The sequence below is a fragment of the Pedobacter heparinus genome (assembly GCF_032678725.1).
Taxonomy (GTDB): Bacteria; Bacteroidota; Bacteroidia; order Sphingobacteriales; family Sphingobacteriaceae; genus Pedobacter; species Pedobacter heparinus_A.
On the sequence record NZ_JAVTSC010000009.1, the window covers coordinates 63,670 to 78,876 of the forward strand.

Here is a 15,207-nt window from a genome sequence, read left to right on the forward strand (position 1 = left end):
AAAGTAATAAATAAATCTATATGTCTTTTTTAAATGCGGTTATAAATAAAGTTAAAGATGAAGCTTTGAGAGAAGACCTGCAGGAACGTGCAGCTATAATCCAGCATAAGATAAAGTTCATGGATAAAGTTCCTGTTGCCTGTCTGGATAGCCATAATAACTTAAATTATGCCCTGGAAGAGGTAATTGTAGATGCCGGCGGGCTGATCCATGATTTTATAGCTACTGCCAAAGTGGTCATCTATATGGAAAAGGGGCGCACCATGCTCGAATTGATGGGCGTTGTGCCAGCCTTACTGCAAAAGACCTGGCCCGCTGTGGCTTACAACAGGGTTTACCTGATGAACGGACTAGACCTGGATCTTAGTGATCCGGAAGACCTGATCGCGCTGCTGGAAGACATCGCTGAAATGTTGCATCCCGGCTCTTTTGTATTTGGCAATGAGGGTATTGACTGGCTGAGTTTTAAAACGCAATAAACTTGTCCATCTGCTGACCGGTAAATTTTAAAGTATCCTCTTTGAACAGGTTTCCCTGTTCGTCCAGTTCAGTTTTAATGGCAGAAATATGGATCCTTAAGGGCAGGACATTTAAATGCAGGTAGCTACAAACACCTCCAAAATGATCTATCCCCCTGATGTTGCCGTATTTGCCGGAAGAAAGACCTACCAAAGCCGCCTTTTTATCGTAAAAGCTTTCCGGAAAATTACAAGCGTCGATAAACGTTTTCAGCACACCCGGAAAACTCCCGTTGTATTCTGGAATGATGAACAAAAATTTGCTGGTTTCGGTAATCAGCTGCTGGATGGGTTCAAATCCCGCACTTCTTTTTCCGTAAAGGTCGGTTGTTATTATAGATTCGGGTAATTCTTCTAAATTAAAAAGCCTGGTTTGTAACCCTTTTTCTGCTAATGTTTTCTGATAATATTTTGCAACTTTTAAGGTATTACTTGCCGGCCTGTTTGTTCCCGATATGATGGTTACCATGTATGAATTGTTAATAAGATGTGTAAAACACTTATGGCATTAGTACTAATTTTGCCATTTAGTTTGTATCTTAGCTAATCGTTAAAATATGCCTAAATCAATACAAAAATAGCATTTTTTATAGATTACTTCAATGTAAATTAAAGCCTTATTAAATAATTGGTAAATTATTAAAAAGATAAATGAGTAAAATTATTGCATTGGCAAATCAAAAAGGTGGTGTAGGTAAAACAACCTCCTCTATAAACTTAGCCGCAAGTTTAGCCGTACTGGAATACAGGACATTATTGGTTGACGCAGATCCTCAGGCAAATTCTACCTCCGGTATTGGTTTTGATCCAAGAAATATCAAGAACAGCATTTACGAATGTATCATCAACGATATTGAACCTACAGACGCCATACAGAAAACGGAAACCCCTAACCTGGACCTGTTGCCTGCGCACATAGACCTGGTTGGTGCGGAGATCGAGATGATCAACCTGAACAACAGGGAATATAAAATGAAAGCGGTGCTGGAAAAGATCAAGGATCAATACGATTTTATCATCATTGATTGTTCTCCTTCCCTGGGTCTGATTACCATTAATGCGCTTACTGCTGCCGATTCTGTGATCATCCCGGTGCAATGTGAATATTTTGCATTGGAAGGTCTGGGAAAACTCCTGAACACAATTAAAATTGTACAAAACCGTTTAAATCCTGAACTGGAAATTGAAGGTATTTTACTGACCATGTATGATGTCCGTTTGCGCTTGTCCAACCAGGTGGTTGAAGAAGTAAAAACACATTTTCAGGAATTGGTTTTTGAAACTATTATTCAACGGAATACCCGCCTCAGCGAAGCGCCAAGTTATGGGGTTTCGGTAATTATGCATGATGCAAATTGCAAAGGGGCGATCAATTATCTGAACCTGGCACGGGAGATTGTCCGCAAAAACGGAATGGTTAAAGAAGTGCAGGATGTAACAACAGCAATTATATAATTATTTTTAATGACATCTTTTCAGCGAAAAACAGGTTTAGGCAGAGGATTAAGTGCGCTCTTAGATGATAGCGAATCGGCCAATCCGCCTAAAAATAATGGGGTTAACCCGGTAAGCGAAACCAGGCAGGAAACCAGCAATAGCAGTATTGGCCTGATCAATATCAGCGAAATCGAAACCAATCCTTACCAGCCGCGTACCGAATTTGATCAGGTGGCTTTAAATGAGTTGTCAGAATCCATAAAGGTGCAGGGGCTGATCCAGCCAATCACAGTTAGAAAACAGGCTGCAAATCAATACCAGTTGATTTCCGGAGAGCGCAGGTTACGGGCCTCTAAACTGGCTGGCTTAACCCAGATCCCCGCTTATGTAAGGCTTGCAAATGATCAGCAGATGCTGGAAATGGCGCTTATTGAAAACATACAGCGGGAAAACCTGAATGCTATTGAGGTCGCCCTCAGTTTTCAGCGCATGCTGGATGAATGTAGCCTGAAACAGGAGCAATTGGGTGAAAGAGTAGGCAAAAACCGGACTACAGTAACCAATTACCTGCGTTTGTTGAAATTGCCACCAGTCATACAGATCTCTATCCGGGACCAGAAAATATCTATGGGCCATGCCCGGGCACTGATCAACGTGGAACAGGCCGATAAACAGCTTTTTATCCACCAGGAAATTATTGATAAAGGGCTTTCCGTAAGGAAAGTGGAAGAGCTGGTCCGGAGCATTAACAGTGTGGAAGTAAAGCCCAAGTTCCAGCTTAAAACCAAATCAGTACCTGCCGAATACCAGAAATTACAGAAAGACCTGGCCTCCAAGTTTGCCACCAAAGTTAAGCTGAAAGTTGGCGAAAACGGCAAGGGCGCCATAGAAATCCCTTTTATGTCTGATGACGACCTAAACAGGATCTTAGAGCTGTTAGACTGGTAATGTATAAGATCCTGCTGTTATCGGTCCTTTTGTTTTTTGCTGGTTTTAGGGCAAAAGCTCAAAAGGTTTTGACCAAAAAAAAGGATAGCACAGTGCTCCAGACATCCAAAGGGGATTCCATAAAACCTTATGTAAACATGGGCAAGGTCGCTGGCCGCAGGGCGGCGATAAGATCGGCGATGCTGCCCGGATTGGGGCAGATCAGAAATGGTTTTACCTTTTACCGGGGGTTAAAAGTGGCTGGTTTATACACCGGCGCTACTTTACTTACCATCTCTTATATAGACAACAGCAAAAAATACGATATTTTTCTGGACGAACTGCAATGGAGAGCTGATCATAAAGACGAGCCTAAACCAGGAAGCCCTTATGCCAATTCACCAACCGATCGCCTGACCCAGGCCAAGGACATTTACCGCCGGAACAAACAGGTTATTATTTTTTCTTATGTAGGCTTATATTTACTGAATATTGTAGAAGCTTATATAGATGCACGCCTGGCGAATTTTGATGTAGGGGATGTGAGCCGGATTAAGGTCTCGCCGGATTTGATCAATACCAATACTTTATATGGCTTTAACCAGGCTACACCTGGAATAAAGCTCAGTTTAACATTTTAAAACAATAGAAGGATGAAAACTGCGCAGCAGCTTTCTTAACCTAAAAAAGATATATATGAAATTAGCTTTACTCGGTTATGGTAAAATGGGGCAGATCATAGAGCGTTTTGCCTTAGAAAGGGGACACGAAGTTGTCCTGAAGATCAATATTGACAATACAGCGGATCTGACAAGTGCAAACCTGTCGAAGGCTGATGTAGCCATCGATTTCAGTGCCCCTGATGCAGCATTGAGTAATATCTATGCCTGCTTTGACGCCAACCTGCCTGTTGTAGTGGGTACAACCGGCTGGTACGGGCAGTTGCAGGAAGTAAAAAATGAATGTTTAAGCCGTAACAATACCCTGCTTTACGGATCAAACTTCAGTATTGGCGTTAACCTGTTTTTTCACATCAATAAGGTAATGGCAAAACTGATGAACGATTACCCGGCTTATGAAGTGCAGGTAGAAGAAATTCACCATACCCAGAAGCTGGATTCGCCAAGCGGTACGGCAATGACCATTGCAGAAGGCATTATTGAGCAGATAGACCGGAAGACTGAATGGGTAAACGAACTGGGTGGTACCCAGTTTGACGAGGTGGTTAAAAAGGAACAATTGCTGATCGAATCGCTCCGCATTGAAAATGTACCGGGTACCCATACCGTATTGTACAGTTCGGAGGTAGATGAAATTGAACTGAAACATACTGCTCATAACCGTGCAGGTTTTGCACTGGGTGCTGTTGTTGCGGCAGAATGGTTACAAAATAAGCAGGGCTTTTATAACATAGCCGATATATTTAATTTTAAATAAAAGATATGAGTTGGAAATTCTGGCAAAAAACTAAAGAAGAAGACAATAAGCCAAGAAAGAAAAAAACAAGGAGCCGCGAGTGGCTGGATGCTATTGTTTTTGCCGTTGTTGCCGCTACCATTATCCGGGTCTTTTTTATTGAGGCCTATACTATCCCTACAGGTTCTATGGAAAGATCTCTGCTGATCGGTGACTTCCTGTTTGTAAGTAAAGTGAATTATGGGGCCAGGATACCCATGACACCTGTTGCTTTTCCTTTTGCTCATCATACCATGCCCTTAACCGGTACTAAAGCTTACTGGGATGGGGTGCAATGGAAATACCGCAGGTTACCAGGCCTGTCGGACATTAAAAGAAATGATGTGGTTGTTTTTAACTATCCGCAAGGCGATACTGTTGCGCTGGAAAGACAGGATGTTGATTACTACCAGATGGTAAGGAGTGAGGGCTGGTCTGCTGTCAATACCCAATATACTGTAGTGAGCAGGCCGGTAGATAAAAGAGAGAACTACATCAAACGTTGCATCGGCATAGCCGGTGATACCGTAAGCATGACAGCCGGACTGGTATCTGTTAACGGAAAGCCTGAAAAATTAAAAAATACGGGGCAGTTTTCTTATGAAGTCACCTTTAAATCCACAGATGTAAATTTTGGCATTTTCGAAGAAATGGGTTTTAGCATGAGGAGTGCAGATCCTGATATTATGCAAATGAGCCAGAATTCCTATGCCTTTACCGGTTCGGAACTGATGATGGACAAAGTCAGAAAACTCGATTTTGTAGCTTCGGTTAAAGAGCTCTCCAAACCAGCAGGACAAGCCGAAATAGATGTTTTTCCGCATGATCCAAACAGAAACTGGAACGTAGACAACTTTGGCCCGATCATCATTCCTAAAAAAGGCTGGACAGTTAAACTCGATAGTGCAAGTATGCCGCTTTACGAGCGAAGCATCCGTATTTATGAGGGTAACAAGCTGGAGAAATCTGGTAATGGCTGGCTGATCAATGGGAAGCCTGCTGATTCTTATACTTTTAAAATGGACTACTACTGGATGATGGGGGACAACAGGCACAATTCTCTGGACTCCCGTTACTGGGGTTTTGTTCCGGAAGACCACATTGTTGGTAAGGCCCTGTTCATCTGGATGAGCTTTGATACCAATGGCAACTTCTTTAATAAGATCAGGTGGAGTAGGCTACTCCGGGGAATCCATTAGGATAAACCGGCTATGCCCAGTTTAAGGGCAAGTTCATTTAAATCATTTACAACGGCATCTATTAAAGGGATGCCGTTTTTTTTGCGCTCCTTTTCAGCAGCATATTCCGGCTCTCCCGGGATGATCACCTGCTTTTCCGGATCGATAGGCTTTGCGCTTTTAAAACGGCTGATCCAGTTGTCGAGGTGGTCTTTAAAATCCTGGGCCGGTCTGAATCCATCTACCCGCATGGCGCCAAAAAAATGACCGATACCTGCTCCAACAGGATCGGAAGGTGGATCAAGAAAGGCTACAAAAGGAGGTACCCATGGGCCGTAATTGGCACCAGACAATACTGCAGATAGAATATCTACCGTTGCCCCCAGGCCGTAACCCTTATGGCTGCCATGATCTTTGTCGCTGCCCAGGGGCAGTAAAGAACCGCCTTGTTTAAGTTCGTGCGGATTTACAGATGTTTTTCCGTCAGCATCCTGGACCCAGCCTTCCGGTATCGGTGAATTGGCCCGCTGGGCAATCTCCAGTTTTCCATTGGCTGCTGCTGCGGTAGCCATATCTACCACAACCGGGGGATATTTTCCGGCAGGAAAGGCGTAACACATAGGGTTGGTGCCCAGTAAACGTTCTGTGGTATAGGTGGGCGATACCAGCGGACTGGCATTGGTCATGCTGATGCCGATCATATCCTGTGCTACAGCCATTAGGGAATGATAGCCCGCAATGCCGAAATGATTGGAGTTTTTCACCGCAACCCAGCCGCTGCCGTAGGTCTGAGCTTTTTCTATCGCTATTTTCATCGCAAATGGCGCAACCACAAGACCAAGTCCTCCGTCACCATCCACTGTTGCAGTGGTCGCTGTTTCGTGAACTACTTTTACTACCGGACGGGTATTGATGCGTTTCTTCTCCCATAGCCTTACATAGCCGCTTAAACGTGCTACTCCGTGGGAGTCAATGCCTCTTAAATCAGACCGCAACAATACATCGGCAGCCAGTTTTGCATCCACATCCGGGCAACCCATCTGCAGGAATACATTTTCGGTAAACTGACGTAAGTGTGCTTCGGTAAAAGTGTAAAATGTCATGGTGTTCAGGCAAATAATACGGTAAATTGATGATCGAGTGGCTGGAAACTGCTGATCAGCGATCCGATAAAACCGTCGCCGTACAATACAAACATCGGGGCAATGTTCAAGATCCTTTCCTGCAATACCCCGCCTGGGAAAAGTTTCTCCTTCAGGTTTTCTATTTGTGCCAGCGAAGTTTTATGTTTGCGTTTTTCAGCCCTTAGCATTTTCTTTTCCAGATTGGCCATCAACTTCAGCGCCTTGGTCTTGGCAGCATCTGCAGATTGTGACAGGCTCTTGTCTATTTTATAGGCATTCAGTTTAATCTGGTCAAACACTGCCCGTACGGCACGTTCTTCATCGTTTAGGGAAAGCTGCAAAGTCACATGGGCTTTGACCCAGTCGTTTTTAAGTGTTTCTGTATCGCTGAACAGGTGTTTATGACTGATGCCCAGTATCTCCATCTTCAGCTCGCTTCTTTTGTCAATCACCAGGGCGGAGTTGCGGAGCAAAAGTACAGGAAAATCGATTTGATAATGGTCAAAATTGCTTTTCAACTGCAGCCAGTAAGTAACTTCTGCACCACCACCTATATAAGCAAGGTTAGGTAAAATTACTTCCTGGTATAAAGGACGCATGACTACATTGGGACTAAAACGCTCCGGAAAGGTCATTACTTCCGTCTTAAGTTCCGTTTTACTGAAACTGATGTCGGAGTTCATTACCTTGTACAGGCCATCTTCTTCCACAATGCGCTCCCGAAGCTGGTCCGTCATGTAAAAGAAATTGATATCCCTGGGGTTTACCTGTGGCTTGTGGCCGAGCGCTTCCAGTGCCGCATTGCTTTCGCTGATCAACTTAAAACTGTGCTGTTCCGTAATGTCTTTGTAAATGGTTTCAGCAAATTGCTGTTTAAGCTGCCGTTCGTCGGCATCTACGCAAATCAGGCCGTATTTACCAAATAATTTATCCACCAGGTGGCGGGTGGCATCACTTAACTTGTTATGGCTGGTGTAGGCCTCGTTTACCATCTCAGAAAGCTCCAACCCGTTTTCGCTGATACCCAGGTAGCCTTTGTAAGCCAGTAAAGTATCTTCGATATCCCGGGTGTCTACTCTTCCGGTGGCCCCTGCCGCCTGTTTGTTCCAGGTCAGCATTTTATCCTCAATCTTTACATGATTGATCTCTTCAAAGTCATGGTCCTCGGTGGCCATCCAGTATACCGGCACAAAATTATATTCCGGAAATGCTGCTTTTAATTCCTTTGCCAGGTTAATGGCTGTTACAATTTTATAAATAAAATATAACGGCCCCGTAAATATATTCAACTGGTGGCCGGTAGTAATGGTAAAAGTTCTCTGATCCTTTAACAAGGTTATGTTTTCGGCAACCTGTTCTGATGTACGGATATTTTTATACTGGCTTTGTAAAGTTTCTGCCAGCAGCGTTCTGTCTGCCTTAAAATTGCGGTTAGCGATGGCTTCAGCGAAGCCTTTCAAGTCCGGACTATAACGGTAAAATGACCTTAACTGATCTTTCCCGCTGATGTAATCCAGTACAGCGGCAGAAAAAGCATTCGTTTCCTGATAAGAGATGTATTTAGCCTGCATTGCCACGAATTTAAGTTAATAAACCATAATTCTTACAGGGAGGCTTTTATTTTACAATTTGTCCATATAGATCGAAGTCTTCCGCACGGTCAATCTTCACCTGCACAAAACTGCCATTGGCCGCATAACCTGTACTGGCATCAATTAAAACCTCATTGTCCACTTCCGGTGAATCGAATTCTGTACGGCCGATGAAGAAGTCCCCCTCTTTTCTGTCAACCAGTACTTTATAGGTCTTTCCTACTTTGTTCTGGTTAATGTCGTATGAAATTCCCTGCTGCAATTCCATGATGGCATCTACACGCTCCTGTTTTACTTCTTCAGGTACATCATCAACCAGCATATGGGCATGTGTTTTTTCTTCATGCGAGTAAGTGAAACAGCCCAATCTGTCAAAACGGGTCTCTTCAACCCAGTCCATCATTTCTTCAAAATCCTGTTCTGTTTCTCCCGGATAGCCGCAGATTAAGGTGGTACGCATGGCGATACCTGGTACCTTATCCCTGATCTGGTTTACAATATCAATCGTCTTTTGCTTGGTGATGCCCCGGCGCATAGATTTCAGCATGTTGTCTGTAATGTGCTGTAAAGGCATATCCAGGTATTTGCAAATGTTCTCGCGTTCGTTCATGGCATCCAGAATTTCCATAGGGAAACCGGAAGGGTAGGCATATTGCAGCCGGATCCATTCAATCCCATTTACATCAGATAACCTGCGGAGCAATTCATCCAGGTTACGTTTCCCGTAAATGTCCAGGCCATAATAAGTCAGGTCCTGCGCAATCAATATCAATTCTTTGGTGCCGCCTGCAGCCAGTATTCTGGCCTCGTTTACCAATTCCTGCATGTCGCGGGAAACGTGTTTTCCCCGCATCAATGGGATGGCGCAGAAAGAACAGGGGCGGTTACAGCCCTCGGCAATTTTAAAGTAAGCAAAATGAGCAGGCGTAGTTAACAAACGCTCTCCAATCAGCTCGTGTTTGTAATTTGCACCTAAGGAATGCAATAAGTTGTTTAAATCATTGGTGCCAAAAAAAGCATCCACATTGGTAATTTCGGCTTCCAGCTCTGGCTTGTACCGCTCGGATAAACATCCGGTTACGATTACTTTACCTACTTTTCCTTCTTCTTTGAGCTGACTGTATTGCAAGATGGTATCGATAGACTCCTGCTTGGCATTGTCGATAAAGCCGCAGGTATTGATCACCACGATATCGTCCTTACCCATTTTATTGGCTTCATGAACCACATCCATGCTGTTGCCGCGCAGCTGTCCCATCAAAACTTCAGAATCATAGGTGTTTTTAGAACAGCCTAGTGTAATTACATTGATCTTAGGTTTTTTAACGGAAATTATTTTGGAAGTGGTTTTTGTATTCATTTTTAGTATTCAAAGTTAAATCTATTTAAACAAGCTCTCAACAAAGGCTTTTTTATCAAATAGTTGCAGGTCGTTCATGCCTTCGCCAACGCCTATATATTTTACGGGAATTTTAAACTGATCGGAAATGCCGATCACTACACCACCTTTTGCGGTGCCATCCAGCTTGGTTATGGCCAATGCATTTACATCCGTAGCTTCGGTAAACTGTTTGCACTGTTCAAAAGCATTTTGCCCGGTTGATCCATCCAGTACCAGCAGGATCTCATGTGGGGCAGAAGGGATCACCTTTTGCATCACATTCTTAATTTTCCCCAGCTCGTTCATCAATCCTATTTTGTTGTGTAAACGACCTGCAGTGTCAATGATCACTACATCTTCGCCATTGGCAACTGCCGATTGCAAGGTGTCGTATGCCACAGAGGCAGGGTCAGAACCCATCGCCTGAGCCACTACACGTACCCCAACACGTTCAGCCCAAAGTTTAATCTGCTCTACAGCGGCAGCCCTGAAAGTATCGGCTGCGCCAAGTACAACTTTCAGATTTTCTGCTTTAAGTTTATGGGCCAGTTTGCCGATGGTGGTGGTTTTACCTACACCATTTACACCAACAACCATAATTACATAAGGCTTGTGCTGTCCATACTCAAACTGGCGGAAATCGTTGCTGTTGTTTTCTGCCAGTAGCAGCTGGATCTCATCCCGAAGCAAATGGTTCAGCTCAGTTGTAGATAAATACTTATCTTTAGCTACACGCTGTTCAATACGCTCAATGATCTTTAAGGTGGTACTTACCCCTACATCTGAAGTAACCAGTACTTCCTCCAGGTTGTCCAGTACGTCATCGTCAATGGTTGATTTACCAGCAACAGCTTTCGTAATCTTGCTAAAAAAACCTTCTTTTGTTTTTTCTAATCCCTTATCCAGAGCCTCTTGCGCTTCAGGTGCAGTTTCTTTTTTCTTGAAAAAATCGAATAAACCCATACGAATGTACAACAAAACAAAAAAAGCCCTCCCGGTAAAAAGGGACGGCTTTAATATGATTAAATATTAAAATTATTTTCTAGATGCAGCAATAGCATCCTGAACGTGATCGTTGTGAACAATAACTTCTTTGAAAGAATAAGCACCTTTAGGTGATTTAGTCATTGTAATAACTTTCGAATATTCTTTTCCTTTACCCGTTTTAAGGGTTGCAACTACCTTTTTTGCCATGATTTAATGGATTGTATTTAGTTATATACTAAATGATATTACTTAATTTCTTTGTGAACCGTTACTTTTCTCAATACAGGGTTGAATTTTTTCAATTCTAAACGCTCAGTAGTGTTTTTACGGTTTTTAGTAGAGATATATCTAGACATACCAGGCATGCCGCTAGTTTTATGCTCTGTACACTCTAGAATAACTTGTACTCTGTTACCTTTTTTTGCCATTTTATTAATCTTAAGGTTGATTCACATCAACCAATGTTATTTACAAATATCCTTTTTTCACGAAACGGTTGATCGCTTCAGTAATACCAATTTTATTGATGGTTTTGATTGCTGAAGTAGATACTTTCAGTGTTATCCAACGATCTTCTTCAGGAATATAAAATTTCTGAAGTTGTAAGTTGGGATAAAACTTACGCTTAGTTTTAACGTTTGAGTGAGAAACATTAAAACCTGTCATTGCCATTTTTCCGGTTAAATCACAAACTCTAGACATGCCTTTATTTATATGTTAATTATACTTTCTTAATTTTTTTAAGAGTTTGCAAATATCAATAAAATATTTGTAACAGTCAAGTGGTGCTCAAAATATTTTCAATTTATTTTTAAGGAGTTAAGGAGAAAAAATGACCGTTTTCCGCTGAGGCTGCATGAATTTAGTTTTTCTGATTGAAAAACTAAAATAACGCTATGCCTCTTCGGAAAAGGTAATTTTTTTGTAAACCAGGTGTGTTAGCTTTGGGTGACTAAATATACTAGGCAAGTTGGATAGTTGTAAATGACCGTTTTCCGCTGAGGCTGCATGAATTTAGTTTTTCTGATTGAAAAACTAAAATAACGCTATGCCTCTTCGGAAAAGGTAAATTTTTTGTAAAGCAGGTGTGTTAGCTTTGGCTGACTAAATATATTAGGTAAGTTGGATAATTGTAAAGACCGTTTTCCGCTGAGGCTGCATGAATTTAGTTTTTCTTCAATTCCTGTTTATCCGGAGCTGATGATTTCCAGTAAAAACTAAAAACAGTAACTTTATTAAAAATAAAATTATGTATAGCAGAAAAATTCAGGAAGATTTTGATTGTCGTATGACAGGCAATAGTTTTTCTAGTTTCATTTTTGACCGGGTATGGGGGACTGTTCTTTTTACCTTTTTATTTTCACTGGCCTGCGCCCAGGATGCAAACAGGGATCGTCCTGCAACACCCGACTATAAAATACAGTTGGATGTGATCAGCTCTGGTTACAATGGCATAGATACCTGGTTTCATCCCCATGCCGGAATCATTCCAAAAAAAGGAACAAACGAAGTGGTCCTGACCATGCAAAAATGGCTGATTAGCAGGAGTGATGTTTTTTTTGCATTGTCACATTTAAAAAGTAAGGACCTGGGTAAAACCTGGTCTGATCCGATGGCAAACCCCAAAACGCTTGGGCGGGTATCCATGGCAAATGGTTTGGAAATGGGGTTGTCGGATTTCAGTCCGAAATGGCACTATAAAACAAAAAAACTACTTGGTACAGGACATACCATCCCATACAAAGACAACCACCACGCCAAAAATGAAAGGCGATACACAGCCTGGTCGGTTTATGATGACAAAAAAAAATGCTGGTCTGCCTGGCTACCCTTAAAGATACCTGATAGCAATATGTTTTATGATGCAGGCGCAGGAAGTACCCAGCGTGTAGATTTATCCAATGGAGATATTCTGCTCCCCATTTATTTTAAGGCCAGAAATGCTAGTGTGTATAATGCTACCGTGTTACGTTGTAGATTTGACGGTAAGAAATTGAGCTATGTAGCTCATGGAAACGTGCTCAGCCATCCTACCGGGAGAGGCTTCCCAGAACCATCGCTCACATTTTATAAACATCATTTTTACCTGACATTACGTAATGATTCTGCTGCCTACGTTGCTGTGAGCAAGGATGGGTTACATTTTTCCAAACCAAAAATCTGGCGTTTTGATGATGGAAAAGATCTTGGAAGTTACAATACGCAACAACATTGGGTTACACATAATGACGGACTTTTTTTGGTATATACCAGGCGCAGTACAGACAATGATAATGTTGTCCGTCACAGAGCCCCTCTTTTTATTGCCCAGATCGATCCAGAGCGGCTTGTAGTGATCAGGGCATCTGAGCGCGTACTGGTGCCGAATAAAGGTGCTCAGCTGGGTAACTTCGGCGTAGTTAATGTCAATGAGAACGAAACTTGGGTTACCACCTCAGAGGGAATGTCAGAACGTCAGCCAACCAAATATGGTGCAGACGGCAGGGTATATGCCGCAAAGATCATCTGGATGAAGCCTAATCACCATTGGAATAAATATTGAGGCTGATTATTTCCCGATGGCTACAGCTGGTTTTGTTTGCTGGTTTTGCGTTGCAGCACGCGTATTGTTATTGCATTTGCCCAACAATGTATAGATTAAAATGAAGATGATAATGGTAGACAGGCAACCGCCTCCCAGTTTCTTTGCGCCCCATGCGGCAATGATACCTCTGAAAAATTTATTCATAGCTGTAGTTTTTTCACCATGCTTCCATAGTATATACATTTAAACACGTATAACATTGTACGGATTAATATGTTTCAGCTGTTTTAAATTGATCAGGTCTTTCTTTAATGGAGTTGAGTCGCCTGCTTCAATAAGATGTTAACAGCGTGATGCCGGTTAAGTCTGCTTTCCCGCTTTTCAGGAATTCGTAGGTTATCCGATCTGCCTGGCAATCCACAAACCGGATCCGTTTAAACCTGTTGTTTTTAAAGAAAGTGTTGATAAGCGTTGAATTCTGAAATTTAACCCAGTTAAAGCTGCAGTTTTCAAAATAGCAGTCCTCCAATGTGCCATCAAACACAATATCGGCAATCTGTGTGTCAATAAAAGAGCTCTGGTTCCACACAGCATCTGTGAGTTTATTGTGCTCGAACCCCCCGGATTTAAATCTTATACCGGTAAAATTGGCACGAGAGAAATCGCAGCCTTCGATATGACTTTTAAAAAAATCAGCTCCTTTCAGCGAACAGTCCTTAAACAGGTTATTGCTCAGGTGGGAGCTTTGAATTTGACTGCTGCTGATGTCAGAATTGGAGAAGTCACAGCATTTGATATAACTTTTCAAGAATTTAGCTTCTCTCAGGGAGCTCTTCTTAAATAGATTGTTGTCTAAATGAGATCGCTGAATGTGACTGTTGCTGATGTCGGAACTGGAGAAGTCACAGCTGTCAAGATTATTGCTTTTTAAAAGAAGTCCCGATATATCTGAACCGATAAACTTGCAGCGCTGCAAATTGGATGAGCTGAATTTTTCCTGCAGGTTCTTCAACCCGGAAAAATCAGCATCTACCCAGTTTCCGCTTGACATATCCCAGCTTAGCTTTTTCTCTGGCTTTTCAGGTAGAGATTCAACAGTTGTCTCCCCAGCGATCTCAGGCATGAAGCTTTCTGAAAAATAGTTAAGATCAACACCCAGAATTTCCGCCAGCCGATTAAAAGTGGTAATGTCAGGCATTGATTCTCCGCGTTCCCACTTTCCGACTGCCTGAGCGCTGATGAACAGACGCTCAGCAAGCTGGGCTTGAGAAATGTTTAATTTCTTTCGTGCTCCTGCAATTTTACTGCCGATCATCTTAGTATTTAACATAGCTATTATCTCTTTGTTTTGACAGGCAAAGATATTCAGATTCATGCTCAGAACTGGTAAAAGAACAACAACTCTTAGTTGTATTTGCGCTACTTATAGTGGTATGGAGTAATAAACTTAGAATTTCATGTTGAATTCATGTTCATATTGGAACTTTGAGTAACTTATGATAAGTTCATCACCTTTAAAAACAGATTTAGTTATGAAAAAGTTATTTTTTTTAATCCTGCTCGCTATATCTGGCTTTATGCCTTCCCGGTCCTCTGCACAGATCAGTTTAAATGTTAACATCGGTTCTCAGCCACTTTGGGGGCCTGTTGGTTATGATCACGTAGATTATTATTACCTGCCGGATATAGAAAGCTATTATTACGTTCCAAAAAGACAATTTGTTTATCTGGATAATGGAGCCTGGGTGTTCAATTCCAATTTGCCGTCCAGGTATAGCAATTATGATCTATATAATGGTTATAAGGTTGTAATCAACTCGCCCCGACCTTATCTGCATTTTAAAGAACAGAAAATTAAATATGCCAAGTATAAATCCAATCGCGGACAAGCTGTTATTTTAAGAAGCGATAACCCTAAATACTATGTGGTTAAAGGGCATCCAAAAAATCAGCTTAAGGCCAAAGGTGGTCAGTCAAAACCAGCCAATGGGAATTTTAAAGGAAATGGCAAAGGTAATTCCAATTCCCAGGGTAAGGGAAACAAAGGAAAACACTAGTTTGATGAGAGAATGGCCGCAATAAGT

Annotated in this window: 18 protein-coding genes; 8 read left to right on the forward strand and 10 right to left on the reverse strand. The window is 42.1% G+C overall.

Annotation, left to right across the window (positions count from 1 at the left end; genetic code table 11):
• Window positions 1–20 precede the first annotated feature (20 nt).
• Complete coding sequence (locus tag R2Q85_RS14455) at window positions 21–479, forward strand: hypothetical protein (RefSeq protein WP_316812507.1); 459 nt, start codon at window positions 21–23, stop codon at window positions 477–479.
• Here R2Q85_RS14455 and R2Q85_RS14460 read toward each other — a convergent pair.
• On the reverse strand, window positions 466–987 hold the full coding sequence (locus R2Q85_RS14460) for an NAD(P)H-dependent oxidoreductase (RefSeq protein WP_316812508.1): 522 nt from the start codon (window positions 985–987) through the stop codon (window positions 466–468). The genes R2Q85_RS14455 and R2Q85_RS14460 overlap by 14 nt on opposite strands.
• Before the next feature lie 182 nt (window positions 988–1,169).
• Between R2Q85_RS14460 and R2Q85_RS14465 the strand changes: the two genes are divergently transcribed.
• The 5 genes from R2Q85_RS14465 to lepB all read left to right on the forward strand — a co-directional run bounded on the left by R2Q85_RS14465 (window position 1,170) and on the right by lepB (window position 5,536).
• Window positions 1,170–1,973: an AAA family ATPase gene (locus tag R2Q85_RS14465; protein ID WP_316812509.1), complete on the forward strand. Its 804-nt coding sequence runs from the start codon at window positions 1,170–1,172 to the stop codon at window positions 1,971–1,973.
• Between the two features lie 9 nt (window positions 1,974–1,982).
• Window positions 1,983–2,903: a ParB/RepB/Spo0J family partition protein gene (locus R2Q85_RS14470; protein WP_316812510.1), complete on the forward strand. Its 921-nt coding sequence runs from the start codon at window positions 1,983–1,985 to the stop codon at window positions 2,901–2,903.
• A gap of 68 nt (window positions 2,904–2,971) precedes the next feature.
• Window positions 2,972–3,523: a DUF5683 domain-containing protein gene (locus R2Q85_RS14475; protein WP_316812511.1), complete on the forward strand. Its 552-nt coding sequence runs from the start codon at window positions 2,972–2,974 to the stop codon at window positions 3,521–3,523.
• A 55-nt stretch (window positions 3,524–3,578) separates the two neighbouring features.
• Entirely contained in the window at window positions 3,579–4,319 is a 741-nt protein-coding gene (dapB, locus tag R2Q85_RS14480) for a 4-hydroxy-tetrahydrodipicolinate reductase (protein ID WP_316812512.1), read from the forward strand.
• 5 nt (window positions 4,320–4,324) lie between these two features.
• Window positions 4,325–5,536 carry a signal peptidase I gene (gene lepB, locus R2Q85_RS14485; protein ID WP_316812513.1) on the forward strand — a complete coding sequence of 404 codons (1,212 nt, stop codon included), beginning with the start codon at window positions 4,325–4,327 and terminating at the stop codon, window positions 5,534–5,536.
• Here the strand turns inward: lepB and R2Q85_RS14490 are convergent.
• The 7 genes from R2Q85_RS14490 to rpmB form a co-directional block, all read right to left on the reverse strand.
• The gene (locus R2Q85_RS14490; RefSeq protein WP_316812514.1) at window positions 5,533–6,618 is read right to left on the reverse strand and encodes an Ldh family oxidoreductase; all 1,086 of its coding nucleotides are present in this window, start codon (window positions 6,616–6,618) and stop codon (window positions 5,533–5,535) included. The two genes, lepB and R2Q85_RS14490, sit on opposite strands and share 4 nt — an antisense overlap.
• A gap of 5 nt (window positions 6,619–6,623) precedes the next feature.
• Window positions 6,624–8,210: a bacillithiol biosynthesis cysteine-adding enzyme BshC gene (gene bshC / locus R2Q85_RS14495; protein ID WP_316812515.1), complete on the reverse strand. Its 1,587-nt coding sequence runs from the start codon at window positions 8,208–8,210 to the stop codon at window positions 6,624–6,626.
• Window positions 8,211–8,256: 46 nt separating this feature from the next.
• Window positions 8,257–9,591: a 30S ribosomal protein S12 methylthiotransferase RimO gene (gene rimO / locus R2Q85_RS14500; RefSeq protein WP_316812516.1), complete on the reverse strand. Its 1,335-nt coding sequence runs from the start codon at window positions 9,589–9,591 to the stop codon at window positions 8,257–8,259.
• Window positions 9,592–9,612: 21 nt separating this feature from the next.
• Window positions 9,613–10,575 (reverse strand): signal recognition particle-docking protein FtsY, encoded by a 963-nt coding sequence (gene ftsY, locus R2Q85_RS14505; RefSeq protein ID WP_316812517.1) that lies wholly within the window; start codon window positions 10,573–10,575, stop codon window positions 9,613–9,615.
• 72 nt (window positions 10,576–10,647) lie between these two features.
• Entirely contained in the window at window positions 10,648–10,806 is a 159-nt protein-coding gene (locus R2Q85_RS14510; RefSeq protein WP_015809323.1) for a DUF4295 domain-containing protein, read from the reverse strand.
• A 38-nt stretch (window positions 10,807–10,844) separates the two neighbouring features.
• A complete protein-coding gene (rpmG, locus tag R2Q85_RS14515; RefSeq protein ID WP_015809322.1) occupies window positions 10,845–11,027 on the reverse strand; it encodes a 50S ribosomal protein L33 in 183 nt (60 codons plus the stop codon).
• 40 nt (window positions 11,028–11,067) lie between these two features.
• Complete coding sequence (gene rpmB / locus R2Q85_RS14520) at window positions 11,068–11,301, reverse strand: 50S ribosomal protein L28 (protein WP_084237516.1); 234 nt, start codon at window positions 11,299–11,301, stop codon at window positions 11,068–11,070.
• A gap of 547 nt (window positions 11,302–11,848) precedes the next feature.
• Between rpmB and R2Q85_RS14525 the strand changes: the two genes are divergently transcribed.
• Complete coding sequence (locus tag R2Q85_RS14525) at window positions 11,849–13,141, forward strand: sialidase family protein (RefSeq protein WP_316812518.1); 1,293 nt, start codon at window positions 11,849–11,851, stop codon at window positions 13,139–13,141.
• 6 nt (window positions 13,142–13,147) lie between these two features.
• Here the strand turns inward: R2Q85_RS14525 and R2Q85_RS14530 are convergent, their stop codons facing one another.
• Both R2Q85_RS14530 and R2Q85_RS14535 read right to left on the reverse strand, forming a co-directional pair.
• Entirely contained in the window at window positions 13,148–13,327 is a 180-nt protein-coding gene (locus tag R2Q85_RS14530; protein WP_316812519.1) for a hypothetical protein, read from the reverse strand.
• A 127-nt stretch (window positions 13,328–13,454) separates the two neighbouring features.
• Window positions 13,455–14,453, reverse strand: coding sequence for a pentapeptide repeat-containing protein (locus tag R2Q85_RS14535; RefSeq protein ID WP_316812520.1), 999 nt, complete (start codon window positions 14,451–14,453; stop codon window positions 13,455–13,457).
• 202 nt (window positions 14,454–14,655) lie between these two features.
• Between R2Q85_RS14535 and R2Q85_RS14540 the strand changes: the two genes are divergently transcribed.
• Window positions 14,656–15,180, forward strand: coding sequence for a hypothetical protein (locus tag R2Q85_RS14540; RefSeq protein ID WP_316812521.1), 525 nt, complete (start codon window positions 14,656–14,658; stop codon window positions 15,178–15,180).
• Window positions 15,181–15,207: the final 27 nt, after the last annotated feature.

What these genes read in the sequence shown, in the direction of transcription:
- R2Q85_RS14455 (WP_316812507.1), top strand. Translation starts at nt 21, where the DNA reads ATGTCTTTTTTAAATGCGGTTATAAATAAAGTTAAAGATGAAGCTTTG.
- R2Q85_RS14460 (WP_316812508.1), bottom strand. Translation starts at nt 987, where the DNA reads ATGGTAACCATCATATCGGGAACAAACAGGCCGGCAAGTAATACCTTA.
- R2Q85_RS14465 (WP_316812509.1), top strand. Translation starts at nt 1,170, where the DNA reads ATGAGTAAAATTATTGCATTGGCAAATCAAAAAGGTGGTGTAGGTAAA.
- R2Q85_RS14470 (WP_316812510.1), top strand. Translation starts at nt 1,983, where the DNA reads ATGACATCTTTTCAGCGAAAAACAGGTTTAGGCAGAGGATTAAGTGCG.
- dapB (WP_316812512.1), top strand. Translation starts at nt 3,579, where the DNA reads ATGAAATTAGCTTTACTCGGTTATGGTAAAATGGGGCAGATCATAGAG.
- lepB (WP_316812513.1), top strand. Translation starts at nt 4,325, where the DNA reads ATGAGTTGGAAATTCTGGCAAAAAACTAAAGAAGAAGACAATAAGCCA.
- R2Q85_RS14490 (WP_316812514.1), bottom strand. Translation starts at nt 6,618, where the DNA reads ATGACATTTTACACTTTTACCGAAGCACACTTACGTCAGTTTACCGAA.
- bshC (WP_316812515.1), bottom strand. Translation starts at nt 8,210, where the DNA reads ATGCAGGCTAAATACATCTCTTATCAGGAAACGAATGCTTTTTCTGCC.
- rimO (WP_316812516.1), bottom strand. Translation starts at nt 9,591, where the DNA reads ATGAATACAAAAACCACTTCCAAAATAATTTCCGTTAAAAAACCTAAG.
- ftsY (WP_316812517.1), bottom strand. Translation starts at nt 10,575, where the DNA reads ATGGGTTTATTCGATTTTTTCAAGAAAAAAGAAACTGCACCTGAAGCG.
- R2Q85_RS14510 (WP_015809323.1), bottom strand. Translation starts at nt 10,806, where the DNA reads ATGGCAAAAAAGGTAGTTGCAACCCTTAAAACGGGTAAAGGAAAAGAA.
- rpmG (WP_015809322.1), bottom strand. Translation starts at nt 11,027, where the DNA reads ATGGCAAAAAAAGGTAACAGAGTACAAGTTATTCTAGAGTGTACAGAG.
- rpmB (WP_084237516.1), bottom strand. Translation starts at nt 11,301, where the DNA reads ATGTCTAGAGTTTGTGATTTAACCGGAAAAATGGCAATGACAGGTTTT.
- R2Q85_RS14525 (WP_316812518.1), top strand. Translation starts at nt 11,849, where the DNA reads ATGTATAGCAGAAAAATTCAGGAAGATTTTGATTGTCGTATGACAGGC.
- R2Q85_RS14530 (WP_316812519.1), bottom strand. Translation starts at nt 13,327, where the DNA reads ATGAATAAATTTTTCAGAGGTATCATTGCCGCATGGGGCGCAAAGAAA.
- R2Q85_RS14535 (WP_316812520.1), bottom strand. Translation starts at nt 14,453, where the DNA reads ATGTTAAATACTAAGATGATCGGCAGTAAAATTGCAGGAGCACGAAAG.
- R2Q85_RS14540 (WP_316812521.1), top strand. Translation starts at nt 14,656, where the DNA reads ATGAAAAAGTTATTTTTTTTAATCCTGCTCGCTATATCTGGCTTTATG.